Here is a 24,125-nt window from a genome sequence, read left to right on the forward strand (position 1 = left end):
TCACCGTAGACTCCCCGTGTGATCGAGGAGAGCCGGCGGCACCACCCCCGCAAGCCCCGGCGCGGTGACCTGCCCATCGCCACGATCGCCGAGCTCGCCGGGGTGTCCCCTCCCACGGTCTCCAAGGTTCTCAACGGCCGCGCCGGGGTGGGCGAGCAGACCCGGCAGCGGGTGGAGGCCCTGCTGCGGGACCATGGCTACCGCCGGCCGGAGACCGCCGCGAGAACCCTCTGCATCGAGGTGCTCTTTCACCAGATGCTGTCCTCGATCGCCCTGGAGATCCTGCGGGGGATCCAGGAGGTCGCCGGCTCCCGGGACTGCACGGTCGGCTTCATCGACATCCGCCATCGGGTGGCGGCGGGACTGCCCTGGATGGAGCCCCTGCTGCTGCGGCAGCCCACCGCCGTCATCGCGGTCTGCTCCCTGGTCACCGCCGAGCATGGCAGACAGCTGACCGCCATGGGCATACCGCTCGTGGCCATCGATCCGGTCGGCGAGCTGTTCCCCACGCCCGCCGTCGGGTCGAACAACTGGAGCGGCGCCCTGGCCGCCACCCGGCACCTGCTCGACCTCGGCCACCGACGGATCGGAGTGGTCACCGGGCCGCAGCAGGACCTGTCCGCGCGGGCTCGCCTGGACGGCTTCCGAGCCGCGCTGGACCATGCCGGCGTTCCGTTCGACGGCAGCCTCGAACGACGCGGAGTCTTCAGCTTCGAGGACGGCCGTGACCTCGGCCGTGAATTGCTGACCCTGGCCGAACCGCCCACCGCCGTCGTCTGCGGCAACGACCTCCAGGCGCTCGGCGTCTATGCGGCGGCCCACGAGGCCGGTCTGCGAATCCCCGACGACCTCAGCGTCGTCGGCTTCGACGACGTGGACCAGGCGACCTGGACCACGCCACCGCTCACCACGGTGCGACAGCCGTTCAGCGAGATCGGGGCCACCGCTGCCCGGCTCGCGTTGGCGCTGGCCGACGGCCATTCCCTGCCCCAGGAGCGGTACGAGCTCGGCACCGCGCTGGTCGTGCGGGGCAGCACCGGGCCGCCCGGTTCCCGGCGGCCGGACGCCGCCCTCCGCCCGTGAGCCGCAGAGTTCTCTTGGCGGCCATGTCGAGAAACGGCGCGCGGCTCCGTCCCTGACCGAGCCCCCCACCATCGCCGAATGACCTCGGCGATGAACGACGCACTGCTCCGGAGCCTCACGCCGGGCGTGCTCGGCGTCCTCGTCCGCCGCGGAGCTGACTTCGCGGCGGCCGAGGACGCCGTGCAGGACGCGCTGGTCGAGGCCATCCGCGTCTGGCCGGCCGACCCGCCGCGGGACCCGAAGGGCTGGCTGATCACCATGGCCTGGCGCCGGTTCCTCGACACCACGAGGGCGGACGCTGCCCGTCGCCGTCGTGAGGACCTGGTCGACTCCGAGCCGGCGCCGGGGCCCACGCCGGCGGTGGACGACAACCTCCAGCTCTACTTTCTCTGCGCCCACCCGTCGCTGACGCCGTCGTCCGCCGTCGCGCTCACGTTACGCGCCGTCGGCGGGCTGACCACCCGTCAGATCGCCGACGCCTACCTGGTGCCCGAGGCGACCATGGCGCAACGCATCAGCCGGGCCAAACGCACCGTCTCCACCGTGCGGTTCGACCAGCCCGGCGACGTCGCCACCGTGTTGCGCGTCCTCTATCTGGTCTTCAACGAGGGCTACACCGGCGACGTCGACCTCGCGGCCGAGGCCATCCGGCTCACCCGGCAGCTCGCGGCCGCCATCGACCATCCCGAGGTGGCGGGGCTGCTCGCCCTCATGCTGCTGCACCACGCCCGCCGCGCCAGCCGGACCGCGTCCGACGGCAGCCTGGTGCCGCTCGCCGGGCAGGACCGCAGCCGGTGGGACACCGCCGTCATCGCCGAGGGTGTCGACATCCTCCAGGCGGCCCTCGCCCGCGACCGGCTGGGCGATTTTCAGGCCCAGGCCGCCATCGCGGCGCTGCACGCCGACGCGCCCACCGCCGAGGAGACCGACTGGGTGCAGCTCGTCGAGTGGTACGACGAGCTGGCACGCCTGACCGACAGCCCGGTCGTCCGGCTCAACCGCGCGGTGGCCGTGGGTGAGGCCGACGGCGCCCGGGCCGGCCTGGCGGCGCTCGCGGTGCTGGACGACTCGCTGCCCCGTCACACGGCGGTGGCGGCGTACCTGCACGAGCGCGACGGCCAGCTCGCGACGGCGGCACGCCTGTACGTCGAGGCGGCCCACCAGGCCCCCAACCTCGCCGAACGCGACCACCTGACACGCCAGGCCGCCCGCCGGCAGCGGTGACGGCTCCCGCCCGACGTCGGCAACGCCCCCGTCACACGCCTGTCGCCGGCGGCGACGGCGCGGACCACCGGGCACCGGTCATCCGGACCAGCCTCGACTGCCGGCCCCGCCGCCGTCGCATGGCGGAGCCGGCGCGAACGATCGTGCTCGGTCAGCTGTTCAGAGTGGCGAGCAGCGCGCTGCTCATGCCCTGCTCACCGCGCGCGTTCGGGTGGAAGGGCGCGGCCGAGTTCTGCGGCACCAACCCCTCGACCCATCGGGTGCCGCTGCCCTTGCACGCGTCCCGACCGATCGACGGCGTGTAGACGTCGGCGTAGGTGGCGCCGTTCGCCCCGGCGGCGCTGGCCAGCATGGCGTTGAGCGACTTCTCGATACCGCGCAGGTACGGCACGTCCTGGTAGGCGATCGGGACGACGGGCCAGCAGCCGTATCCGCTGTCGGGCAGGATCGCCGGATATCCGAGCACCACGATCCGCGCGCTCGGCGCGGCCCGACGGATCGCCTGCAGCGTGGTCGTCACCTTCGGCACGGTGGCCGCGATCCGAGCCTGTAGCTGGTCGGTGCCGCCGGCGGTGTACCGGTTCTTGCACGGTGAGCCGAGCGGACTGCTGAGGCTCGCCTCGGCGCATTCGCTGATGATGCCGGAGAAGCCGATGTCGTTGCCGCCGATCTGCACCGTCACCAGCGCCGTGCTCGACGTGACCGCGTTGAGCTGCGGTGGCACGTTGATGCCCAGTTCGCCGCTGCCGCCGTAGAGGATGTCGTCGGTCGTGGCGCCGGAGCAGCTCACGTCAGCGAACGACGTCGAGCCGGCGGACGCGGCCACCAGCGAGGGATAGTTGCGGTTGGACCGGAGGCAGTTGAGGTCGACCTGGGTGGGGATCAGCGGACCGGCGGTGTACGAGTCGCCCAGCGCGACGTAGCGGCCGGTGGGGACCGCGGCGCTGGCGGGTGTGGCGACGGCGAGCAGCACACCGGCGGTGGCCGCGGCGAGCGCGGCGAGTCGGGTGGCTGCCCGCAGGAGCGGCAGGCGGGGACGGGGCATGACGCCTCCCAGGGGAGATCGCGGTGGTGATGGTGGTGCCGAGATCCTGTCGCCGCCCGACGAGTGGCGTCAATATAGACGACCCTCACTAAATACCTTCCCACGATGTGGGTCAGGGGGGCTGTGCGACAGGCTCCGACCCTTCGAGGTCCGCGCCGGATGCCGGCGGCGTTGACGTCATATGTCGTACGGGTTAAATTGGCAGTGATCTATATCCCTGGCTCCTGTGGACCGGCAGCCGGCCCTCGCCGCCAACCACCCGGAGGAGTGCACGTGCTCAGACGAAGAATCGCCCTACTGCTCCCCGCGCTCCTCGCGGCCGCCCTCGGCACCGCGGTGGTCAGCGGCGCGGTGGTGCTCACCACCACCCGACCCGCGCAGGCGTTGGAGAACGGGCTGGCCCGCACGCCACAGATGGGCTGGAACGACTGGAACGCGTTCGGGTGCAACGTCAACGAGACGCTCATCCGGCAGACGGCCGACGCGCTGGTCTCCAGCGGCATGGCCGCGGCCGGATACCGCTACGTCAACATCGACGACTGCTGGTCCACCAAACAGCGCAATGCCAGCGGCGACCTGGTCGCCGATCCGCAGAAGTTCCCGAGCGGCATCAAGGCTCTCGCCGACTACGTCCACGACAAGGGCCTCAAGCTGGGCATCTACTCCTCGGCCGGGACCCTCACCTGCGCCGGGTACCCGGCCAGCATCAACTACGAGCAACGCGACGCCAACCTCTGGGCATCCTGGGGGATCGACTACCTCAAGTACGACAACTGCGGCGACCACCTCGGTCGGAGCGCGCAGCAGCGCTACACCGCCATGCGGGACGCGCTCGCGGCCACCAACCGGCCGATCCTCTACAGCCTGTGCAGTTGGGGACAGGACAGCGTCTGGACCTGGGGCGCGGGGGTGGGCAACTCCTGGCGTACCACCGGCGACATCGGTGGGAACTGGAACTCCATCATGAGCATCCTCGACCAGCAGGTCGGCAAGGAGTCGTACGCCCGACCCGGCGCGTGGAACGACCCGGACATGCTGGAGGTCGGCAACGGCCCCACCGACACCGAGTCCCGGGCCCACTTCAGCCTGTGGGCGTTGCTGAACGCCCCGCTGCTGGCGGGCAACGACATCCGCACCATGTCGGCGGCCACCCGCACGATCCTGACCAACACCGACGTGATCGCCGTCAACCAGGACTGGGGCGGTCAGCAGGGCCGCAAGATCAGTGACTCCGGCGACCTGGAGGTCTGGCGCAAGCCGATGTCCACCGGCGGGGTGGCCACCGTGCTGCTCAACCGCGGCAGCGGCACGACCACGATCTCCACCACGGCCAGCGCGCTCGGGCTCGGCAGCGCCGGCTCGTACGCCGTACGTGACCTGTGGTCCCACACGACCGCGACGTCCACCGGCACGATCAGCGCGTCGGTGCCGGCGCACGGCGCCGCCATGTTCCTGGTCACCGGCGGCGGCACTCCCCCACCGAGCACTCCCCCACCGAGCACGACGTCGACGATCCGCAGCACGTCCGCCGGCCGGTGCCTGGACGTCAACGGCGCGTCCCAGACCAACGGCGCCACGACCATCATCTGGGACTGCCACGGCCAGGCCAATCAGTCCTGGACCTCGACCAGCGCTCAGGAGCTGCGGGTCTACGGAGGCAAGTGCCTCGACGTCTACAACGCCGGCACCGCCAACGGAACATCGGTGATCATCTGGGACTGTCACGGCCAGGCGAACCAACAGTGGCGCTTCAACGCCGACGGCTCGATCACGGCGGTCGCCTCGGGCCGCTGCCTGGACCTGGTGGGCAACGGTACGGCGAATGGCACACGCACCCAGATCTGGGACTGCAACGGCGCAGCCAGCCAGCGGTGGAGCCGCAGTTGAGCGACCCGCCCCGGTAGGCGGGGCCGGCCGGGCGCGGTCGCGGGCACCAACCCGCGTGTCGCCCGGCCGGCGCACGCCGCTCCATGCTCACCCCTGCGGCACGCGGGGAACGTCCGGCGCATAACATTGCCACGGTTCGGGGCGGCTCTGCTGAAACGAGGCGACATGCGTTGGCTCCAGCGGTTGCTGGGCGGCGGGCGGGTCCAGCTCGACCCGGGGCGGCAGCAGGCGCTGCTGCGAGACCTCCAGCACGGATACGGCGCGCACTCCCGGAACCCGTTTCCAGCGCAGGTCGAAGCGGCCACCGGAATGCTGGGCGGCGACGACGGCCTGGTGGTGGCGGCCCGGATTCTGAGCCAGGTCGCCGACGAGGCACACGTGGATCTGCGGGCGCAGGCGCAGGACATCCACCGGCGGACGGGCCGGCGGCTCCTGGTGCACCGGCGCAACTACCGGCCGCTGTGGATGGAGGCCGGTCCCGGCCTGCGGTGGCCGCTGTTCGCGTTGCCGTGCGGCTTCCACCCGTACGCCCAGGTGGCCGCCGCCGTCGCGGTGGTCGGCGGCCGGGCGGCCCGGCTCGATCGGGTGACCGACCCGAACCCGCTGGTGACCCATGTGTTCGAGGTGCTCGACCTCACCACCGCCGGCTGGGAGTACGGCCGGGTGCGGGTGGACACCGACGCCGCCGCCTTCGTCGATCGACTGATCACGAGCGCCGCGCAGATCCTCGCGGCGATGGACGACCCGCCCCGGTTGCCACCTCCGATCCGTGCGCTGATGCGTCGCAACAACACAGTGGACGTGCACGATCCGGCCGGCCCGCGCGCGGTGGGACGGATCAACCTGGGCGCGCGGATGCGGGAACAGCTGCTGGCCTGACCAGGGCGGGCCGAGGACCCTAGGCGGGCTCAGGACCCTAGGCGGGCGTTGACCCTAGGCGCGGGCGTTCGTGGCCAGGAAGGCGAGCAGCAGGGCCGCCGTCTCGTCGGGGTACTGCACGTGCGGGTAGTGACCCGCGCCCTCGATGACCTCGAGGCGACCCAACCCGGCCGGCAGCGCGGCCACGATCGCCTCCCCCTCGGCTCGCGGGTCGGCCCAGTCCGGGTCGAGCGATCCCTCGACGATCAGGGCCGGGCAGCGGACGTTACCCAGCTGCGCCCCGGCGTCGACCGGCGCCGACTGGCCCATCTTGCGCATCGCCGCCATCCGGCCGGGCTCGCGCATCATGGCGTCGATCCGGGCCGTGCGAGCGGCCCAGTCGGCCGGCTTTTTCGCCGGGTAGGCGATGTCGAGGTAACTGCGCCAGAGGGGCACGCTGCCCAGCAGGCCGGTGCCGAGCAGCCGGGCCATGCCCTTGCGGTAGCGGGCGACCCGCAGGTCGCCCAGCTTGATCGACTGCTTGCGGGTGAAGGGGGTCAGTTCGACGATGCCGGTGATCAGCTCGGGCGCCTGGGCGGCGGCGATGGTGGCGGCCCCGCCGGAGATCGAGTGGCCGACCAACACGGCCGGACCGCCGAGGTGGCGGATCACCGCGAGCAGATCGCCGGCGATGTCGGTGCGGCTGTAGGAGGGCCACTGCGCGCTCGACTCGCCGCAACCCCGCAGGTCGACGGCGGTCACCCGGTAGCCGGCGGCCACCAGGCGCGGCACGACGAAGCGGTACGCCTCGCGGCTGTCACCCATGCCGTGGGCGAGAACGACGAGCGGCCCGGAGGCACCGGTCACCTCGTACGCCAGGGTGCCGCCATCGACGGTCAGGTACTCGGTCATGGGATCCTCCATGCTCGGCTAATTGCGTTAGCTTTAAGCTAACGCAATTAGCCAGACGTGTCAAGCCTGATCACCTTCGCCACGTCACCGAGGTCGTCGTTCAGTTGGTGATCGCGCCCCGGCAGCCGGTACACCCGCGCCTGCGGGAGCACGCCCGCGTACAGGTCCGCGTGCGACGGCGGCGCCGTCTCGTCCTGGAGCCCGTGAAACACCCGCACCGGTACGCCACGCGGCAGCCGGGCACCGAGGTCGTGCGGCAGCTCGAACTCGTCGCCGGGCCAGCCGCCCGCGCCGACGAACGGGGCGGCGATCAGCACGATCATCGCGAGCTCCCGCTCGGGTGGCCGCTCGGCGAGCGCGTGGACGAGGATCGCCCCGCCCACCGAATGGCCCACGACGACGGCGCCGTCGTCCAGTGCCGCGATCTCCCGCCGGATGGCGGCGCTCCAGGTGGCGTAGCTCGGGTCGCCCTCGTCGGGCATCCGCGGGTAACGAACCTCGTACGAGTCCCCGAGCTCGCACCGCAGGCTGTCGACCAACCTGTTGTCCCACTCGTCGTGCGTGCCGGCGCCAGCGCCCTGAACGAACAGGATCTGCGCGGTCGCTGCCATGACGATCTCCTCTCGCGTGCTCGCCCGGTCGGGTTCGACACCCGGTGCAGCGTCGACGCGGCGCCGTGCGCCGGCGACGGGGTGCGCCGCGCTGCCGCGGGGCGCTTCGACGGGGATCGTGCGGCGCGTGGAGGGCCGGCGGGGACGTGCCGGACGGCCTGCCGCGAGGGCGGAACCAGGCGCGAATCAGCGGAACGATTTCATTCACAGCGGGAAGAACACCACTGCTATCCGCTCCCACTTTAACGTATATCGCAACGGGGGTCTTGCCGCAAGACCCGGGTCTTGCCGCAGAATCGTCCGCCGGACACTGGAATGGACGAAGAAACGGGGCGCGATGATCGACCAGTATGTGCGAGATCTCGACGAGGTCGACGAGACGCAGGTCGCGATCGTCGGCGGCAAGGGCGCCCGTCTGGGGGCGTTGTCGCGGATCGACGGCATCCGCGTACCGGCTGGCTTCTGCGTGACGACGGACGCCTTCCGACGGGTCATGGCCGAGGTGCCCTCGATCGACGATCAGCTCGACCACCTGTCGCGCCTGAAGCCGGACGACCGGGAGGCGGTCCGCGACCTCAGCGCTGAGATCCGCCGGGCCATCGAAGGGGTCGCCCTGCCCGACGACGTGGCGGCGGCCATCAGCCGGGCGCTCAGCCAGCACGGCGAGGAAGCTGCCTACGCCGTCCGATCCAGCGCCACGGCGGAGGACCTGGCGACGGCCTCCTTCGCGGGCCAGCAGGACACGTACCTGAACGTCAGGGGTCCGGCGGCGATTCGCACGCACGTCAGCCGGTGCTGGGCCTCGCTCTTCACCGAGCGGGCGGTCACCTACCGTCAGCGCAACGGCATCGACCATCGGGCGGTCCACCTGGCCGTTGTCGTGCAGAAGATGGTGTTTCCACAGGCGGCCGGCGTCCTCTTCACGGCCGACCCCGTCACGTCCAACCGGAAGGTCGCGTCCGTGGAGGCCAGCTTCGGCCTCGGCGAGGCCCTGGTCTCCGGGCTGGTGAACCCGGACTCCTACCGGGTGCGCGACGGCGCGATCATCAACCGGACGATCGCCAGAAAGCGTCTCGCCATCGAGGCGCTGCCGGCCGGCGGGACCACGAGGCAGGCGATCAGCCCGGAACGACAGGAGCAGCCGGCGCTGACGGACGCGCAGGTCCTGCGGCTGGTGGACGTGGGCCGGCGGATCGAAGCGCACTTCGGCCACCCGCAGGACATCGAATGGTGCCTGGTCGACGGTGACGTCGAGATCGTGCAGAGCCGGCCGATCACGACGCTGTTCCCCGTCCCGGCGGCCCAGGACCGGGAGAACCACGTCTACCTCTCCGTCGGGCATCAGCAGATGATGACCGACGCCATGAAGCCGTTGGGGCTCTCCATGTGGCAGCTGACGGCCATGGCGCCGATGCACGAGGCCGGCGGGAGGTTGTTCGTCGACGCCACCCGGCTGCTGGCAGCGCCCGCGAGCCGTGCCGGCTTCCTCCGCATGGCGGATAGGTCCGATCCGTTGACCAGGGACGCGCTGGAGACCGTCCTCGCCCGCCCCGACTTCGTTCCGACGCTCCCGGACGGCGGTCCCAGCGGCCCGCCCGTCGGCGGCACGCCCGCCCCGATCGAGAACGACCCGGCGATCGTCACCGAGCTGATCGAGCGCAGCGAGGCGTCTCTCGCCGCCCTGCGGCACGACATCGCGACGGTGACGGGGACGGCGCTGTTCGACTTCCTGCCCAAGGCGTTCGAGGAGCACAAGCGGATCCTCAGTGACCCCTTGAGCATGCAGGCGATCATGGCGGGGATGGAGGCCACCTGGTGGCTCAACGAGCAGCTGTCCGAATGGCTGGGCGAGAAGAACGCCGCCGACACCCTCACGCTGTCCGCCCCGGGCAACATCACGTCGGAGATGGGCCTGGCACTGCTCGACGTCGCGGACGTCATCCGACCGCATCCGGAGGTGGTGGCCTTCCTGCGGGACGTCGAGGACGACGGCTTCCTCGACGAGCTGCCGAGGCTCGCGGGCGGGACCGAGGCGCGCGACGCCATCCGGGCCTACCTCGACCGGTACGGCATGCGGTGCGTTGGCGAGATCGACATCACCAGACCGCGTTGGAGCGAACGCCCCACCACGCTCGTACCCTTGATCCTCGACAACATCAGGCTCCTCGGACCGGGCGCCGCCGGGCGGCGCTTCGCGCAGGGGCTTCAGGAGGCGCAGCAGAAGCGCGAGGAGCTGCTGGAGCGGCTGCGGGCCCTGCCGGACGGGGACCGGAAGGCCGACGAGACCACGCGGATGATCGACCGGGTCCGCACCTTCATCGGGTACCGGGAGTATCCGAAGTACGCCATCATCAGCCGCTACTTCGTCTACAAGCAGGCCCTGCTTCCGGAGGCCGAGCGCCTCGTGCGGGACGGCGTGCTCCGCGAGAGGGACGACATCTTCTATCTGACCTTCTCCGAGCTGCGCGACGTCGTGCGGACGCACCAGGTCGACGACCACCTCATCCAGCGGCGGAGGGACGCGTTCCGCTGGCACCGGACGCTCACGCCGCCCCGGGTGCTCACCTCCGAGGGTGAGGCCATCGCCGGGTCGTACCGGCGCGACAATGTGCCGGCCGGCGCGCTGGCCGGCCTCCCGGTCTCCGGCGGGATCGTCGAGGGCCGAGCCCGCGTCCTGCTGGACATCGCCGAGGCCGAGCTGGAACCCGGCGACATCCTGGTCACCTCCTACACGGACCCGAGCTGGTCACCCCTGTTCGTCGCGGTCCAGGGCCTGGTGACGGAGGTGGGCGGCCTCATGACCCACGGGGCGGTCATCGCCCGGGAGTACGGCCTGCCCGCCGTCGTCGGGGTGGCGGACGCGACCAGGCTGATCCGCGACGGGCAGCGGATCCGGGTGCACGGCACCGACGGGTACATCGAGATCCTGTCACCGCCGAACGACGCCGACACCCGCGCTCAGTTGTAGGGCATCGTCGGGAACCAGCCGTAGCCGAACATCGCCGGCACCCGGACGGTCCAGTAGACGAGGGTGAAGACGCCCAGCGCGAGCAGCAGCGACCCGGTGACCGCGAGGGTGCGTGCCGGTCGCGCGGACAGCCAGCGGATCAGCCCTCCGCGGGTGGCGAGGACGACGAGTGCGAACAGGATGCCCACGATCGCGATGTTGCCCAGCGACTGCAACACGAAGGCGGCTGACCCGTACAGGGGGTTTCCGTTGTCGGCGGCCCACTGGAAGAGCTTGTGGAACAACGGGTACGGCCGGCCGATCAGGAAGGCGCCGACCAGCATGCCGAGCACGAAGACGCGGGCGAACGGGCGGCGCGCGAACGGATCGGGGACCTTGTCGAGGGCCGCGAGACCGAGGTAGATGAACGCGAGACCGATCAGACCGAAGACCACCACCGACTGCACGAGTCGTACGGGCATGCCACCGGCGGTCGTCGCCGTCGACAGCTGCGGCAGCGAGTCGCCGAGCAGGACTCCGACGAAGCCGTACGTGGCGGAGACGACGACCATGCCCAGCGCCAGCAGGCCCACCGGCCGGAGCATGAAGCGCAGCCCCGCCGCCGGTGTGCCGCCGGCGCCGGCGTGTGTCATCGGCCCGATCGAGGCGGCCATGGCGATGTTGCAGGCCGTGAACGTGCCCGCCAGGCCCGAGACGAACGCGAACAGCAGGCCCGCCGCGGTGCCGCCGATCGCGGTCGCCTTCGCGTCGTGGCCCAGCAGGGTGTTGGCGACGTTGTCGCCGATCGTCTGGTCGACGAACTGGTACGACCAGAGCAGGGACAGCGCGATTCCCGCGAGCACACTGCCCACGATCAGCGCGCCGCGCCGGTCCGAGCGTGCCGGCGTCGGGGTGGCCGCGTTCGGCACGGCAGGTCGTTGGGTGGCGGTCATGACAGCCTCTCTCGAATTCTGCGACGGCAGGATGCGCTGACTGGCTCTCCGTCCGTGGCCCGGCCGGGCCGTCCTCGCACTGCGGATCTCCGCCTGGGAGGACTGCCGGCCGGGCCACGCGGATCGACAGGGTCAGCGGGCGATCGGCAGCTCCACCGCCGCTGGCGGTGGCACCGGCTGCACCGCGGTGCGGGCGCCCCGCCGCTCGGCGAGCCACCTGCCCCACCAGAACAGACCCCGTGCCAGGCACACGATCGTGACCGCGAAGAACAGGGTGTAGACGACGTTGAACAGCATCAGGACGCCGTACACCATGGCCACCGAGGCGCCGAACATGAACTGGAAGCGAGGCTTGGAGGGCGTGGTGCCCGGATCGGTGATCATGTAGTTGGTGAACAGCACGAACGCCACCCCGGTCATGATGCTCAGCGCCGACCAGAGCTGTACGTCCCAGACGAAGTGCCGGATCAGGGCCTGGATGACGAAGCCGCCGACCCAGCCCACGATCAGCGCGACCTTCTTCGTGAGCATCGCGTTGAGGATCGTGCCCGCGGTGAGCACCACCATCGGGATGAACATCCGGAAGACGTCGGGCACGTTCTCCGTGAAGTGGTACGGCGGCGCGACGTTGACCCAGGAGAACGCGAGCAGCGTGATGGTGATGCCGAAGTTCGACGGGTTCATGAAGTGCCGCATGCGTCCGGCGATCGGGGCCTGCAGCACCGCCTTCTGACCGACGGCCACGACCACGGCGAAGGCGATCGGCCAGAACAGGTCGTTGGCGTACAGCAGCATGTTCGCGGCGAGCGCGGTGATGTGGGTCGGCAGCAGGAACGTGTAGACGCCCCACGCGCCGTTGCCGCTGTAGGCCGGTCGGCGACCCAGGGAACGGGCGGCGACCGCCTCGATCGCGAGCTCGACCGTGTACCCGATCGCCAGGGCGAACAGCGGCCAGGTCCAGGGCTGCTCGAACCCGAGCACCGTGTAGCCGAGCACGTTGAGGATGGACATGGAGATGGCAAAGTTCCGCAGGGCCAGGTAGCGGGGGTCGCGCTTGTCGACCCGGGGTACGGGCGGTCGCCGGTCGACGCCGGCCCGGGCCCGGTCCGGCCCGCTGCCGTTGCGGGTCGCGTCGGCGACCTCGGCCGTGGTGGTCACGCCCACCGGGGCGCGTTTGACGTCCGTCATGGTGTGGTCAGCTCCTGGGCTCGGTCGGTGAGCGTGAGGTCGTGCCATCCGGCGGAGAGGGGCAGGGTCTGCTGATGCTGGACACCGTCGAGGTCGCGCCAGCTCAGATCGACGGTGACGGGCGCGCTGCCCTGGTCACCGAGGCCGAAGAACAGGTCGAAGCTGCGCTTGCCCGAGTGCCCGCCGCCGCCGTCGAGCTGGGCGAGCTGGGTGCGGCCGTCGGCTGTGGTCACCCGAGCCTGCGCGCCGTACGCCGGGGTGCGGGCATCGTTGCCCGTGGCGGCGCCGAGCGCGGGCCGGTGCAGCCGCAGCCCGAGGAAGTCGCCGACCTGCGCCTTGGTGTTGTGGTAGTAGGCGGGCGGTCCCCACTGGCGTGCCACCGCGAAGTCCTGGCGGCCGTCGCCGTCGGTGTCACCCACGGCGACACCGCGGGTCGGGGTCCGGTCGTCGAGTCCGAGCTGCGGGCTCAGATCGACGTAGCGGCCGTTGTCCTCCGGTGCCCAGAACGCCAGCGCGTTCGAGCCGGCGATGTCGTCGCCCGGCTGCGCGTTGGGCCACATGTCCGGCTCCCGCAGCATCAGGTCGTTGCTGGCGGCCAACTCCTGCAGCCAGTTGAACCGGTTGACCGTGCCCTTGACGAAGCCGCACGACTGCACCACGACGAGCCGTCCGCTGTTGTCGAAGTCGGCCATCTTGACGTCCCAGCCCCAGCCGACCCAGGCGAGGTTCTTCGCCGATGCCTTGTTCTCGAAGGGAGCGATGCCCTTCGAGAGCCGTTCCCGCGCCTCCTGGGGGTTGGCCGCGGTGTTCTGCCAGACGAAGTTGCTCTCCTCCAGCCCCCACGACTCGGTGATGTTGCTGACGAAGGCGTCGAACCGGCCGCTGCCGCGCAGATCGGCGAAGTCGACGGCCATCCCCTTGAACGAGTCGTGACCCACGACCAGCGACTTGGGGTCCAGCGGGCCGCGACGCCCCTCCGCCAGCGCGAACCTGATCCGGCCGGGGGCCGACACGTTGTGGAAGAAGCGGTCGTTGCCGAAGTCGTTGGCGAGGTACAGCTCGGGCAGCAGATCCCCGTCGAGGTCGGCGGAGGCCGACGCGAGCGTCCATCCGGTGGCGTACCGGGGGTCGATCGCGCTCTGCTCCTCGTAGGTGACGCTCGGCTCGGCGCCGGTGGTGGCCGCGGTCCAGCGCAGGATGTGCGCCCCGCCAGCGTTCTGCGCGCGGGACATGGAGTGGTTCATCTGCACGTTCGGCAGGCCCTGTGCGTCGAGCACCTGGGAGTCCGGGAAGTAGTTGAAGATCCCGATGTCGGGCCGGCCGTCGCCGTCGAAATCCGCGACCGCTGTGGCGTTGGTGTTCCACAGCGGCCCCCGGTAGCGGCCGTCGGTGGTCTGCTGCTGCGGGATCAGCTCGACCGGGTGGTACGACGCGAGGCTCAGGCTCGCCGCGTTTCCGGTCTGCAGGAACACGACCGGGGTCCGTCCCCAGTAGACGACCAGCAGATCCGTCCGGCCGTCGACGTTGAAGTCGCCGGGTGTGCAGCCCATCGGGGCGATCGCCGGTCCCATCGGCAACGGCGCCGGGTCCAGCACGAACGGCGCGTAGCGGGCGCCACCGCCGGGCGCCGGAGTCACGATGGCGCTGTCGCTGCGGGGGTCGACGAGGCAGAGGTCGTTGGCGCCGCCCTGCCCGTCGAGGTCGTTGACCGCCACTCCGGCGCCGACCGACGAGATCCAGGACCGGATGTGCTCGTATTTCGGGTTCACCGTCCGGATCGTGCGCTGCGGCAGACCCGGCGGCAGGGCGATGGGCAGTTCGGTGAACGCGAACTGCGACGCCATCGCGCGCCGGTCCGCCGCGGATGCGGACGGCAGCCGCGAGATCGTGAACAGCCCCGCGACGAGTACCAGGACGAAGACGACGGGAATGAGTCTGCGCAGCGGACCCACTGGTTTCGGTGGCAACGATCCCCCTCGGGTGGTGCCCGACCCGGCCGGGTCGGGCGTTCGGGTGGTGCGGTCGTGGGTGACAGCGGTCCGCGGTCACCCGGCGGTGTCCTCAGTCCGCCGGACGCACGGTCATCGGCAGGCCGCCGCGTATGCGCAGCGACAACATCGGCTCGGGTACGACGTGGTGCGTGGCGACAGTCGTGAGCGTCAGGTCCCGGGCCAGTACGGCGAGGACGAATGCGGCCTCCATCAGGCCCAGGTGGTTCCCGACGCAGAACCGCGGCCCCGCGCCGAACGGGATGTAGGCGTACCGCGGGCGGTCGGTGGTGCGGGCCGGGTCGAAGCGCTCCGGATCGAAGCGTTCGGGCTGGTCCCAGAAGTCCGGGTGCCGGTGCAGCGTGTAGGGGCAGACCAGCACGTCGGCGCCCGCCGGCACCGCGTACCCGCCCACCACGTCGGCGGCGAGCGCCTTGCGGGGCAGGATCCACACCGGCGGGTACAGCCGCACCACCTCGTCGATGACCATCGCGGTGTACCGCAGCCGGCCCAGGTCGTCGAAGGTCGGCAGCCGGTCGCCCAGCACCGCGATCGCCTCTTCCCGCAGCCGGTGGCGCACCTCGGGATGCCTGTCGAGCAGGTAGAGCGCCCAGCTCAGCGTGCTGGCGGTGGTCTCGTGCCCGGCGAGCAGCAGGGTCACGAGCTCGTCGCGCAGCCGCTGCCGTCCGACCCGGGGGTCGGGCTCGGCCCGGGCCGACACGATGAGCCGCGACAGCACGTCGTCGCGGTCACCGGTGTGGCTCCCGCGCTCGGCGACGAGCTGGTCGACGATCGTCTGCAGACGGCGGCGGGCACGCCGGAACCGCACCTGCCGCGGCAGCGGCACCCAGGGCGGCACGGCGCTCAACGACGCGAGCTCGAACATGGCCTGGTCCTGCACCACGGCGAAGTCGCGCCCGATCGACGGGAACCTCCCGAGGTCGGTGTCGAGCAGCGTGCGCCCGAGCACGCCGAGGGTCAGACCCGTCATCTCCTGGAGCACGTCCACCGGGCCGTGGCGGCCGAGCGTCCGCAGCCGGCCGACGAGGGCCGCCGCCTCCTCGGCGACGATGCCGGCCTGCTGGGCGATGCGCCGGCTCTGGAACGCCGGCTGCGCCACCCTGCGCTGCTTGCGCCACAGCTCACCCTCGCTGGTCAGCAACCCGTCGCCGAGCGCTCGGCGGGCGTGCACCAGACCGATGCCCTTGTGGTAGTTGGCCGCGTTGTCGGCGAGCACGTGCTTGGCGTGGTCGGGGTGGTTGAAGAAGTAGAGCTCCTTCGGACCGACCGGCAGCAGCGCGACGTCGCCGTAGCGGGCGGCCGCCGACGTCATCATGCCGAGGCGGTCGCGGCCCATCGTGATGAGCATGCTGACGGCCGACGCGCGCGACGGACCGGGAAGGGACGGCGCCGACCGGGTGACGGCGGTCATGACGTCACCACCGCCGACGGCGTCCTCTCGAGCCGACGGAACCGGCCACCGAGGAACACGAGGGCCTCGCCGTCGCCGTCGTCGTGCCGGCGCATCCCGCACGGACGGCCCAGGAAGATCGTGTGATCTCCCCCGTCGTACGACCGCCAGAGCTCGCACTCGATGTGGGCGGCAGCGCCGCCGAGCAACGGCGCCGCCGTCCGCGCGCCCGGCCGCCACTCGGCGAACTCGAACTGCTCCTGTCCGAGCGGGCGGCGTCGGTCGGCGTAGTAGCGCGCCACCGCCTCCTGATCGGCGGCCAGCACGGAGACGCCGAACGCGCCGGCCCGGCTGAGCGCCTGGTGCATGAGGGCGGCCCGGCCGACACACACCAGGATCAGCGGCGGATCGAGGGACACCGCGCTGAACGAGTTCGCGGTCATGGCGTGCGGCTCGTCCCCGCCGACGCTGACCACCGTGACACCGGTGGCGAAGGTCCCGCAGACGCGGCGCATCAGCACCGGGTCCGTCAACTCTTCCGTACCGAAGGTCGTCATCGCCGGACCCCGGCGGCGGCGTAGGGTTCCAGAGCGCGTTCGAGCGCTTCCGGGACCCGGGTGGGAACGGTCCGGTTGTTCGGGCCGCGCATGCAGGCGACGCGCTGGGCGCCGCGGGCGACGAGTGTCTCGCCCGCCGGTCCGGTACGCACATAGTCGAAGCCGAACTCGAGCTGCGTCTGGGCCAGTTCGAGCAGTCGCATCCGGACGGCGATCTCGTCGAACGCGGTGATCTCGGCGAAGAACTCACACTCGACCTTGAGCGTGAACAGCTTGAGGTCGTCCTGCAGGTCGGCGAGGACTGCCGGCGCCCGGTCCTTCAGGAACATCTCCCGGCAGCGGCCCTGCCACCGCAGGTAGTTGACGTAGTAGACGTTGCCGACGATGTTCGTCTCCTCGAACCCGACGGTGTGCCGCAGCTCGTAGTAGCTCTCCATGCTCATCCCTCCGCACCGGCCAGAACAGTGATGACGACTCGTCCGTCGCTGCCGCGCAGGCTCGTGACGAACGAGGCGGCCCGAGCGCCGCCGGCGGCGAAGAGCACCCAGCCGGGACGGGCCGTACCGCCCAGGACGAGTGGGCCGCGCATCGGCAGGCCGGCCTTCTGCATCGCCTCGACCGCGGTCCAGACCCGGGTCGAGGCGGTGTCGGCGTCCTCGCCCGAGTCGCCGGCCAACTGCTCGGCGAGCCCGGCGTGGGGGCCGAGCAGGCCCTTCCACTCCTCGGGGCTGCGCCGCGCCACGCTCTCGAGGTCGCAGCCCAGGACGCCCACCCCGGCGACGGCCAGCGTCACCCCGGCGCCGTGCGCGATCGAGACGGTGTGCTCCCCGGCGACCTCGGGCCGACCGTCCGGCCGGTAGGTGATCTCGACCGGCCGCCCGAGCGCCTGCCCGACGGCGCGGGCGCTGTCACGTCGGCGCGTGGCGGAGCGCTCGCCGGGCTCGGGTGCCGGGGCGTCGGGCTCGATGGCGACGGCGACGCCGGTGAGCCCGAGGTCTCCCAGCCCACGCTCCAGGTAGGGGCCGAGCAGCGGCGCCACCCACGGGCCGGCGCCGTCCTGCTTGCGGACCGCGCGCAGCCGCAGTCCCTCCCACCGCTCGACGGTCATCCCGGACTCCGTGCGCAGGGCGATGTCGTAGACGTACGTGTCGCCGTCGCGCTCGCGTTCGGTGGCGCAGTACCGCAGCTCACGGGCGGACGACAGCTTCTCCCCGCCGGGGTGGATGCGTTCCACACCGACGGGCAGCAGCGTGGCGTCCGGTACGCACACCTGGTTGCCGTGCATGAGCGCGTCGCGGACGCCGGGGTCGCCCAGCAGCAGCGTCGCGGAGACGTACGGGGCGAACCACGCCGTCGAGTCGTCGGCCTCCACGATCGCGTCCACGTGACGGGCGGCGGCCCGGTGGTACTGCCGGATCCGCTGGAACCGGCCGCCCTGGAACAGGGTGCCGCCGTACAGGTCGTCGAGCGGGGCGATCGAGGCCGGCGCGAGACCGTCCGGCACCTGGTCCGGAGGGCCGTCGGGCACCGTGTCGGCGCCGAGGCGCAGCCGGGCGGTGAAGTGATCGGCGGTGAAGCCGGTCTCCTCGCTGCGGATCGCCACCTCGATGACGTCGTCGTCGGTGACCAGGGCAGCCACCCGGATCCTCGTGTGCCCGTGGGGCGCGACGATGATGGGCCGCAGGAACTCCGCCCGCTCGATGACCGGGAGGACGTCGGCGCCGGAGAGGGCCGCGGCCACCTGCGCCATGGCCTCCATCCCGAAGACCGCGGGGAACAGCAGGTTGCCGTCCAGGTCATGATCTTCGAGGTAGCGGTCGGTGCCGACGTTGAGTTCCGTCTCCACCACGAGTTCGACCTGGTGGTAGCGGATCAGCGCGCGGTCGACGAAGCGCAGCAACGGCAGCGCCGGCTGGTGGTACCGGACTGTGTGGATGCCCTCGGTGCGGCCGCTGATCACCACCACGACCGGCGCGGTGGTGTCCGCGACCAGACGCCGCAAAATCGCGATGCCCTGGTCGGGGGTGATGGGCGTGACGCCCTCGCGGCTGAGCGACTCGACGACCGACAGCCGCTCCCCCATGCCGACGCCCGACCAGACCGACCACTCCAGGCATCGGGTGCGGCACTCGGGGTACGCCCGGGAGAAGGCCGTGGTCTCCTCGGCCAGCCAGTCGTTGGCGGTGGCGTAGTGCGCTTCGCCCCGCAGCCCCGCCCGGCCGATGATGCTGCCGAGCGTCACGAGCAGCCGGAGCCGGGGCTTCTCGACCGCGTCGAGCACCGCCCGCAGGCCGTCGACCTTCGGTGCCAGGGTGTGACGGAACGCGGCCGGGTCCAGGCTCGCCAGTCCGGCGGGTTCGTTGCGGCCGGCGCCGTGCAGAACACCGGTGATCGGCCCGAGTTCGGCGGAGAGGTCCCGCACCGCCTGCCGGACGGCGGCGGCATCGGTGACGTCGGCGCGGGCGTACCGCACGGTGACGCCGGCGGTGGCGATCCGGGCCAGGTTCGCGGCCAGTTCGGCGTCCTCGGCGGGGTCGGAACGGCCCAGCACCGCCAGGCTTGCGCCACTGTCGGTGGCCAGGGCGAGGGCGCACTCGGCAGTGATGCCCTTGCCCCCACCGGTCACCAGCAGCACGTCGTCCGCGCCGAGCGGGGCCTCCACCGTCGCGGGGCGTACCGGCAGCGCGCGGAGCGTCGGGACGCGCCGCACCCCGTCGTCGTAGTGCACCTCGGTGAAGCTGGTCGTCGCGGCGACCTCCCGCACCACCAGCTCCACCGCCGAGTCGCTGGCGGCCGGCAGGTGCACGACGGTGACCAGCACGGACGGCGCCTCAAGATGCAACGTCCGGGCGATGGCCGCCGCGCCCCGACCGTGCCCGACCAGGACGAAGCGGGTGCTGCCGGCGGCGAGGGCCTGCTGCGCTCCCCGCAGGGCCGGCTCCAGTTGCTCCTCGGTGCAGTCCGGTGGCAGGCAGACCAGAACGCCGCCACCGAGCCCGGCCTGTTCGAGCGCCGCGGCGAGGGTCGCGGCGAACGGGTGCTCCGCTGACGCGTGCGCGTGCCACGGACCGTTCGCGGCGGTGGCGTCGCCGGGAACCGCCGGCAACGGCACCTCGTCGAGGTCGAGCCGCCAGGGCCGCGCCCAGCCGGCCACACCCGCCACCACAGGCGTGGCGGTGGCGTCGCTGTCCCGGGCCGTACGCGCGAGGGTCTCCATCGTCGCCGCGAGTTCCCGGACGGTGGCGGTCGCGAAGTTGAGCGGCATCTGCGCCGGTGGCAGCTCCAGACGCTGTGCGAGCTGGTTGGCCACCTGGCCGATCGTGATCGAGCTCAGGTGCAGGTCGTCGAGCAGGCGGCTGTCCGGCCGGACGAGTTCGATCGGCAGCTCGGCGCGCTCGGCGGTGAGCCGCCGCATGAGGTCCTCGGTGGACTCCTCCCCCACCCCGACCGCATCGGCGGTGGTGGACGGCGGCGCCACGGCCGGCCCGCGCTCGATCGCCGCGCTGAGCTCCGGCGCCTGCTCGCAGGGGCTGGTCAGGAAGGAGAACGCGGCGCCGACCTCCAGCGGCCGCACGAACCGCCCGTCGAACAGCGCCGCCGGGGCCGGGGCCGCGCCGACGACGTACGCGGCGCCGGCGACCCGCAGCAGACTCGCGAGCGAGTCGTTGTCGGTGTCCACGGCGACCGCCGGGACGTCCGTGACCGTCGTGGCCAGCCCGGTTAGCACCCGCCCGGGCCCGACCTCGACGAACAGGTCGGTGTTCTTGGCGGCGAACGCGACGGCCTGGTTGAACAGGACCGGGTCGGTGATCTGGCGGCGCAGGAGGCCGCGCACGTCGGTGCCGGCGGGCAGCACCTCACCGGTGACTGTGGAGACGACCCGGGCGCCGACCTGGTGGAAGGTCTCGCCCGCGAGGGCGTCGGCGAACGTGTCCGCGGCCGGTGCGACCAGCGGGGAGTGGAAGGCGTGCGAGACCCGCAGCCGCGTCGCGCTCAGGCCGGCGGCCCGAGCCTTGTGGCAGACCGCCTCGATCGCGTCGACCGACCCGGAGACGACGGTGTGCTGGGGCCCGTTGTAGGCGGCCACGACCACCGGCAGCCCCGCGATGATCCCGTCTACCGTCTCGGGGGGCGCCCCGATGTCTGCCATCGTGCCGGCCTGGCTGTGCCCGGCCATGGTCCGGCCCCGGACGCCGGCGACGCGCAGGAGCGTGTCCTCGTCCATGACGCCGGCCCACTGCAGGGCCACGATCTCGCCGAGGCTGTGCCCGATCGCGGTGGACGCCTCGATGCCGAGCAGCGCCAGGGCGTGCTGCCCGGCCAGTGATCCGGCGACGATGCGCGGCTGGGCGACCTCGGTCGCGACGACGTCGCTGCCGGTGGGCAGCGCGGCGCGCAGGTAGACGTCCTCGACCTCGGCGAACCGCCGCCGCAGCGCGCCACCGCTGATGCCGCGTCCGGAACCCTGCCCCGGGAAGAGGAAGCTGATCCGGGCCGGGCCGCTGACGTGTCCGAGCAGGAACCGGCCGTCGGGGCGGATCAGTGTCGTCTCGCCGGATTCGACGGCCTCACCCGCCGCGGTCAGCAGCCGCTGCGCCTCCTCGGGTGAGGAGGCCACGACCGCGGCCCGGAACGGCCGGTCCTGCAGGTCGCGGTGGAGCGTCGCCGCGAGATCGCCCAACTCCGCGTACGAGATCGCGGACACGAAGGTGCCCAGCTCGGCGAGCCGAACAGCCAGTTCCGGCGCGGAGGCCGCGTCCACCAGCAGCAGCTCCGCGTCCTGGGCGGAGGCGGCCAGGGTACGGACGCGGCGATCCGGCACGGGCCGGCGCGGGCCGTGGCGTTCGAGCACGACGTGCGTGTTGATGCCGCCGAAGCCCATGGCGGTGATGCCGGCCCGCACCGGGACCGCGCTCGGCCACGCTTCGGCCTTGCGCAGGGTGCGCAGCCGGGCGCCGTCGGCGGTGAGAAGCTCGTGGGGGTCGACGGAGCCGACGCTCGGGGGAAGCACCTCGTGGTGCACGGCCATGGCGGCGCGGATGAAACCGGCCACCCCGGCGGCGGCCTTGGTGTGACCGATCATCCCCTTGACCGAGCCGATGACGGCCGGCGGCGCGTCGGGATTCGCCGTCTCGCGAGCGCTAGACAGCGCGGTGAGCTCGGTGGTGTCCCCGACCTTCGTGCCGGTGCCGTGACCCTCGAACAGCCCGACGGTGTCGATGCCGAAACCGGCCCGGTCGTACGCGCGGTGCAGGGCGAGTTGGTAGCCGTCGACCTCGGGCCGGGTGATGCCACCGCGGCCGTCGGACGAGACGCCCCAGCCGGCCACCGAGGCATAGATCCGGTGACCTGCCTCGGCGGCCTCGTCGGCGCGCATCAGGACCAGCATGCCGCAGCCCTCACCCGGCCAGAACCCGTTGGAGGCGCGGTCGTAGACCCGCATCTCGCCGCTGGCCAGGGCGCCGGTCTTCGCGAAGCCGATGACCTCGAACGGGTCGATGGACAGGTCGACACCGCCGGCGATCGCGACGTCCAGTTCTCCGTCGAGCAGTGCCCGGCACGCGGTCACCACGGACAGCAGCGAGGACGAGCAGGCGCCGTCGACGGTGTAGCCGCCACCCTTGAGATCGAAGTGGTTGCAGATGCGTCCGGCGATCGTGTTCGACAGGGCGCCGGCGAGCGTGTCCTCGTTCACCGGCGGGAACGGGCTCTTGTACGCCTCCTCGTAGGTGGCGAGAAAGGCGGACAGCTTCTCGTCGTCCCAGCCCTCTGCCCGCAACGCCGCGGCCACGGTCCGCCGCACGTACGGCCAGCGCAGCCGCATCTGGTTGGCCCGGGAGAACTCGCCGGTCAGCGTGTTGCCCACGATGACGCCCGTGCGCTCCTGGGGCAGCCCCTCCCCCGCCGGGAAACCCGCGTCGGCCAGTGCCGTGGCGGCGGTCTCCAGGGCCAGCCAGTGGGCCAGATCCGTCGACCGGTACGTGCTCCCGGCGACCTTGTAGCCGACCCGGTCGAACTCGTAGCCCTCGATGACGGCGGCGTTGCGGGCGTAGAAGCGGTCCGGGGCGGCCGGGTCGGCGTCGAAGTAGTCGTCGGCGTTCATCCGGACGTCGGGGAGCCGCCGGAACGCCCGGCGACCCGCGATCGCGTTCTCCCACAGTTCCTGTGGCGAACGGGCGTCGGGGTAGCGGCACGCCATCCCCACCACGGCGATACTGGTCATTGCTCACTCAGCTTTCGGGTCGCTGGCGACGGGTCGAAGGCGTTCCTGATGCGCTGGCGCCACACCTCGTAGGCGGGCAGGACGTCGTCCGGGGGCAGCCCGACCCGCGCCTCGTCGGTCACCCGTGTCGCGTCGCTCACCGTCATGCCGCAGAGGACACGGGTCGCCAGCTCGTTGTGCGGGGTGACGAGATCGGCACGCAGCCGGGCCGCGGCGCCGAACGACGCGCCCTGCGCGAGGTCCGGCCGGTACGTCCCCGCGCACTCGGCGAGCCAGGTCAGTTCCCGCTCACTCGCGCCGCCCGCGTAGCAGACGGCGAGGCCGGCCCCGGCGTACAGGTCGCGCCGGCGGTCGGCGGGGAACGCGTCGAGGAGGCGGACGAGCTGCTCCGGGTCCGTTCCGGCGACGAACCAGCAGGCCCGGCCGATGCCCTGGTCGATGGCGCGCACCGAGTAGTCCCGGGGGCCGTCGGCAGGCCACGCGAAGGTGGACGGCCGACGCCGCTGGCGCACGTACCGGTCGGTCCTGAAGTACGCCTCGTGGAACCCGTACCCGTCGAGGACGAGCCAGCGCAGCAGCGGGTCCGGGGCGTACAGCCGGGGCCACAGCAGACGCGGCAGGCGGGCCATCGCCCAGCCCACTCCGACGTACGCCATGTAGACGTGCTCGTCGTGGTCGGCGAGGAACCGCGCGACGTGCCGCGGACGCCCGGGCAGGGCGTCGCGGATGGCGAAGGCCATCGCCGCACCCTCGTAGGCGAAGCCCCGGTACGCGGCCGGCGTGGCCTCGACCGTGGGTGCCGCATCTGCCGGGCCATTCGCCTCGGCGGCCGCCCCGAATCCGTGCAGGAACGAGCTACCGACTGTTTCGAGGCGCTCGCGGGCCTGCTCGTTCTTGAGATGGAATCCGCGCGTGCTGACTTTGGTCTGCCCCACGTCGGGGGTCATGATACGGCGTCGAAGTCTGGTCAATGAACTCATCGTATGCTCCGGCCCTCCCGCTGAGACCTCATTGTTACGCGACTATGTGGAGCGAAACTTCTCCTGCATTGCGGCGGTCGCCGACGGCGTCCGGGGATCGGCAGGTTTCCGCTGCTCACCGGCATCGGTCAATGGTGGAGTGGATAGTGGACAGCGGAAATGACCATTACGGGCCGGTTAGCGCAACACAGGAGATGAACGCGGGGGGTGGCCCATACCACGATGACTGGCATCCGAACGACACCTCCGGAATTGACG

The 24,125-nt window shown here is 71.8% G+C and carries 16 protein-coding genes; 5 read left to right on the top strand and 11 right to left on the bottom strand.

Features of this window, described 5'->3' with window-relative positions; translation table 11 throughout:
- The first annotated feature begins 18 nt into the window (after positions 1-18).
- The gene (locus tag ABZU46_RS10590) at positions 19-1,083 is read left to right on the top strand and encodes a LacI family DNA-binding transcriptional regulator (protein ID WP_354856194.1); all 1,065 of its coding nucleotides are present in this window, start codon (positions 19-21) and stop codon (positions 1,081-1,083) included.
- 90 nt (positions 1,084-1,173) lie between these two features.
- The gene (locus ABZU46_RS10595) at positions 1,174-2,307 is read left to right on the top strand and encodes a DUF6596 domain-containing protein (RefSeq protein WP_354856232.1); all 1,134 of its coding nucleotides are present in this window, start codon (positions 1,174-1,176) and stop codon (positions 2,305-2,307) included.
- A gap of 151 nt (positions 2,308-2,458) precedes the next feature.
- Here ABZU46_RS10595 and ABZU46_RS10600 read toward each other — a convergent pair whose 3' ends face one another.
- Positions 2,459-3,352 (bottom strand): SGNH/GDSL hydrolase family protein, encoded by an 894-nt coding sequence (locus ABZU46_RS10600; RefSeq protein ID WP_354856195.1) that lies wholly within the window; start codon positions 3,350-3,352, stop codon positions 2,459-2,461.
- Positions 3,353-3,625: 273 nt separating this feature from the next.
- Between ABZU46_RS10600 and ABZU46_RS10605 the strand changes: the two genes are divergently transcribed.
- Both ABZU46_RS10605 and ABZU46_RS10610 read left to right on the top strand, forming a co-directional pair.
- Positions 3,626-5,239 (top strand): ricin-type beta-trefoil lectin domain protein, encoded by a 1,614-nt coding sequence (locus ABZU46_RS10605; RefSeq protein ID WP_354856196.1) that lies wholly within the window; start codon positions 3,626-3,628, stop codon positions 5,237-5,239.
- 165 nt (positions 5,240-5,404) lie between these two features.
- Complete coding sequence (locus ABZU46_RS10610) at positions 5,405-6,118, top strand: hypothetical protein (RefSeq protein ID WP_354856197.1); 714 nt, start codon at positions 5,405-5,407, stop codon at positions 6,116-6,118.
- Positions 6,119-6,172: 54 nt separating this feature from the next.
- On the opposite strand, the gene ABZU46_RS10615 is transcribed toward ABZU46_RS10610, so the two are convergent.
- Positions 6,173-7,009, bottom strand: a complete 837-nt coding sequence (locus ABZU46_RS10615) for an alpha/beta hydrolase (protein ID WP_354856198.1) — start codon at positions 7,007-7,009, stop codon at positions 6,173-6,175.
- A 47-nt stretch (positions 7,010-7,056) separates the two neighbouring features.
- The gene (locus ABZU46_RS10620) at positions 7,057-7,620 is read right to left on the bottom strand and encodes an alpha/beta fold hydrolase (protein ID WP_354856199.1); all 564 of its coding nucleotides are present in this window, start codon (positions 7,618-7,620) and stop codon (positions 7,057-7,059) included.
- A gap of 337 nt (positions 7,621-7,957) precedes the next feature.
- On the opposite strand from ABZU46_RS10620, the gene rph reads away from it, so the two are divergent.
- Entirely contained in the window at positions 7,958-10,588 is a 2,631-nt protein-coding gene (rph, locus tag ABZU46_RS10625; RefSeq protein ID WP_354856200.1) for a rifamycin-inactivating phosphotransferase, read from the top strand.
- On the opposite strand, the gene ABZU46_RS10630 is transcribed toward rph, so the two are convergent.
- The 8 genes from ABZU46_RS10630 to ABZU46_RS10665 form a co-directional block, all read right to left on the bottom strand.
- The gene (locus ABZU46_RS10630; RefSeq protein WP_354856201.1) at positions 10,579-11,520 is read right to left on the bottom strand and encodes a hypothetical protein; all 942 of its coding nucleotides are present in this window, start codon (positions 11,518-11,520) and stop codon (positions 10,579-10,581) included. The two genes, rph and ABZU46_RS10630, sit on opposite strands and share 10 nt — an antisense overlap.
- Positions 11,521-11,652: 132 nt before the next feature.
- Positions 11,653-12,708, bottom strand: coding sequence for an enediyne biosynthesis protein (locus ABZU46_RS10635; protein WP_354856202.1), 1,056 nt, complete (start codon positions 12,706-12,708; stop codon positions 11,653-11,655).
- On the bottom strand, positions 12,705-14,675 hold the full coding sequence (locus tag ABZU46_RS10640; protein ID WP_354856203.1) for a CRTAC1 family protein: 1,971 nt from the start codon (positions 14,673-14,675) through the stop codon (positions 12,705-12,707). Before ABZU46_RS10640 ends, ABZU46_RS10635 begins: the two co-directional genes overlap by 4 nt.
- 94 nt (positions 14,676-14,769) lie before the next feature.
- On the bottom strand, positions 14,770-16,128 hold the full coding sequence (locus ABZU46_RS10645; RefSeq protein WP_354856204.1) for a cytochrome P450: 1,359 nt from the start codon (positions 16,126-16,128) through the stop codon (positions 14,770-14,772).
- Positions 16,125-16,664: a flavin reductase family protein gene (locus tag ABZU46_RS10650; protein ID WP_354856205.1), complete on the bottom strand. Its 540-nt coding sequence runs from the start codon at positions 16,662-16,664 to the stop codon at positions 16,125-16,127. Before ABZU46_RS10650 ends, ABZU46_RS10645 begins: the two co-directional genes overlap by 4 nt.
- Positions 16,661-17,101 carry an acyl-CoA thioesterase gene (locus ABZU46_RS10655; RefSeq protein WP_354856233.1) on the bottom strand — a complete coding sequence of 147 codons (441 nt, stop codon included), beginning with the start codon at positions 17,099-17,101 and terminating at the stop codon, positions 16,661-16,663. Before ABZU46_RS10655 ends, ABZU46_RS10650 begins: the two co-directional genes overlap by 4 nt.
- 2 nt (positions 17,102-17,103) lie before the next feature.
- Positions 17,104-22,887, bottom strand: coding sequence for a type I polyketide synthase (locus tag ABZU46_RS10660; RefSeq protein ID WP_354856206.1), 5,784 nt, complete (start codon positions 22,885-22,887; stop codon positions 17,104-17,106).
- Positions 22,884-23,867 carry a DUF1702 family protein gene (locus ABZU46_RS10665; RefSeq protein WP_354856207.1) on the bottom strand — a complete coding sequence of 328 codons (984 nt, stop codon included), beginning with the start codon at positions 23,865-23,867 and terminating at the stop codon, positions 22,884-22,886. The genes ABZU46_RS10660 and ABZU46_RS10665 overlap by 4 nt, the downstream gene beginning before the upstream one ends.
- Positions 23,868-24,125 lie beyond the last annotated feature (258 nt).

Origin of the sequence: Micromonospora sp. NPDC005197, from assembly GCF_040608295.1 — a bacterium.
In the GTDB taxonomy this organism is placed as follows: Bacteria; Actinomycetota; Actinomycetes; order Mycobacteriales; family Micromonosporaceae; genus Micromonospora.

Excerpts from the sequence above, each read along its gene's own strand:
- ABZU46_RS10595 (WP_354856232.1), top strand. The coding sequence starts at position 1,174 with ATGAACGACGCACTGCTCCGGAGCCTCACGCCGGGCGTGCTCGGCGTC.
- ABZU46_RS10600 (WP_354856195.1), bottom strand. The coding sequence starts at position 3,352 with ATGCCCCGTCCCCGCCTGCCGCTCCTGCGGGCAGCCACCCGACTCGCC.
- ABZU46_RS10610 (WP_354856197.1), top strand. The coding sequence starts at position 5,405 with ATGCGTTGGCTCCAGCGGTTGCTGGGCGGCGGGCGGGTCCAGCTCGAC.
- ABZU46_RS10615 (WP_354856198.1), bottom strand. The coding sequence starts at position 7,009 with ATGACCGAGTACCTGACCGTCGATGGCGGCACCCTGGCGTACGAGGTG.
- ABZU46_RS10620 (WP_354856199.1), bottom strand. The coding sequence starts at position 7,620 with ATGGCAGCGACCGCGCAGATCCTGTTCGTTCAGGGCGCTGGCGCCGGC.
- rph (WP_354856200.1), top strand. The coding sequence starts at position 7,958 with ATGATCGACCAGTATGTGCGAGATCTCGACGAGGTCGACGAGACGCAG.
- ABZU46_RS10630 (WP_354856201.1), bottom strand. The coding sequence starts at position 11,520 with ATGACCGCCACCCAACGACCTGCCGTGCCGAACGCGGCCACCCCGACG.
- ABZU46_RS10635 (WP_354856202.1), bottom strand. The coding sequence starts at position 12,708 with ATGACGGACGTCAAACGCGCCCCGGTGGGCGTGACCACCACGGCCGAG.
- ABZU46_RS10645 (WP_354856204.1), bottom strand. The coding sequence starts at position 16,128 with ATGACCGCCGTCACCCGGTCGGCGCCGTCCCTTCCCGGTCCGTCGCGC.
- ABZU46_RS10650 (WP_354856205.1), bottom strand. The coding sequence starts at position 16,664 with ATGACGACCTTCGGTACGGAAGAGTTGACGGACCCGGTGCTGATGCGC.
- ABZU46_RS10655 (WP_354856233.1), bottom strand. The coding sequence starts at position 17,101 with ATGGAGAGCTACTACGAGCTGCGGCACACCGTCGGGTTCGAGGAGACG.
- ABZU46_RS10660 (WP_354856206.1), bottom strand. The coding sequence starts at position 22,887 with ATGACCAGTATCGCCGTGGTGGGGATGGCGTGCCGCTACCCCGACGCC.
- ABZU46_RS10665 (WP_354856207.1), bottom strand. The coding sequence starts at position 23,867 with ATGAGTTCATTGACCAGACTTCGACGCCGTATCATGACCCCCGACGTG.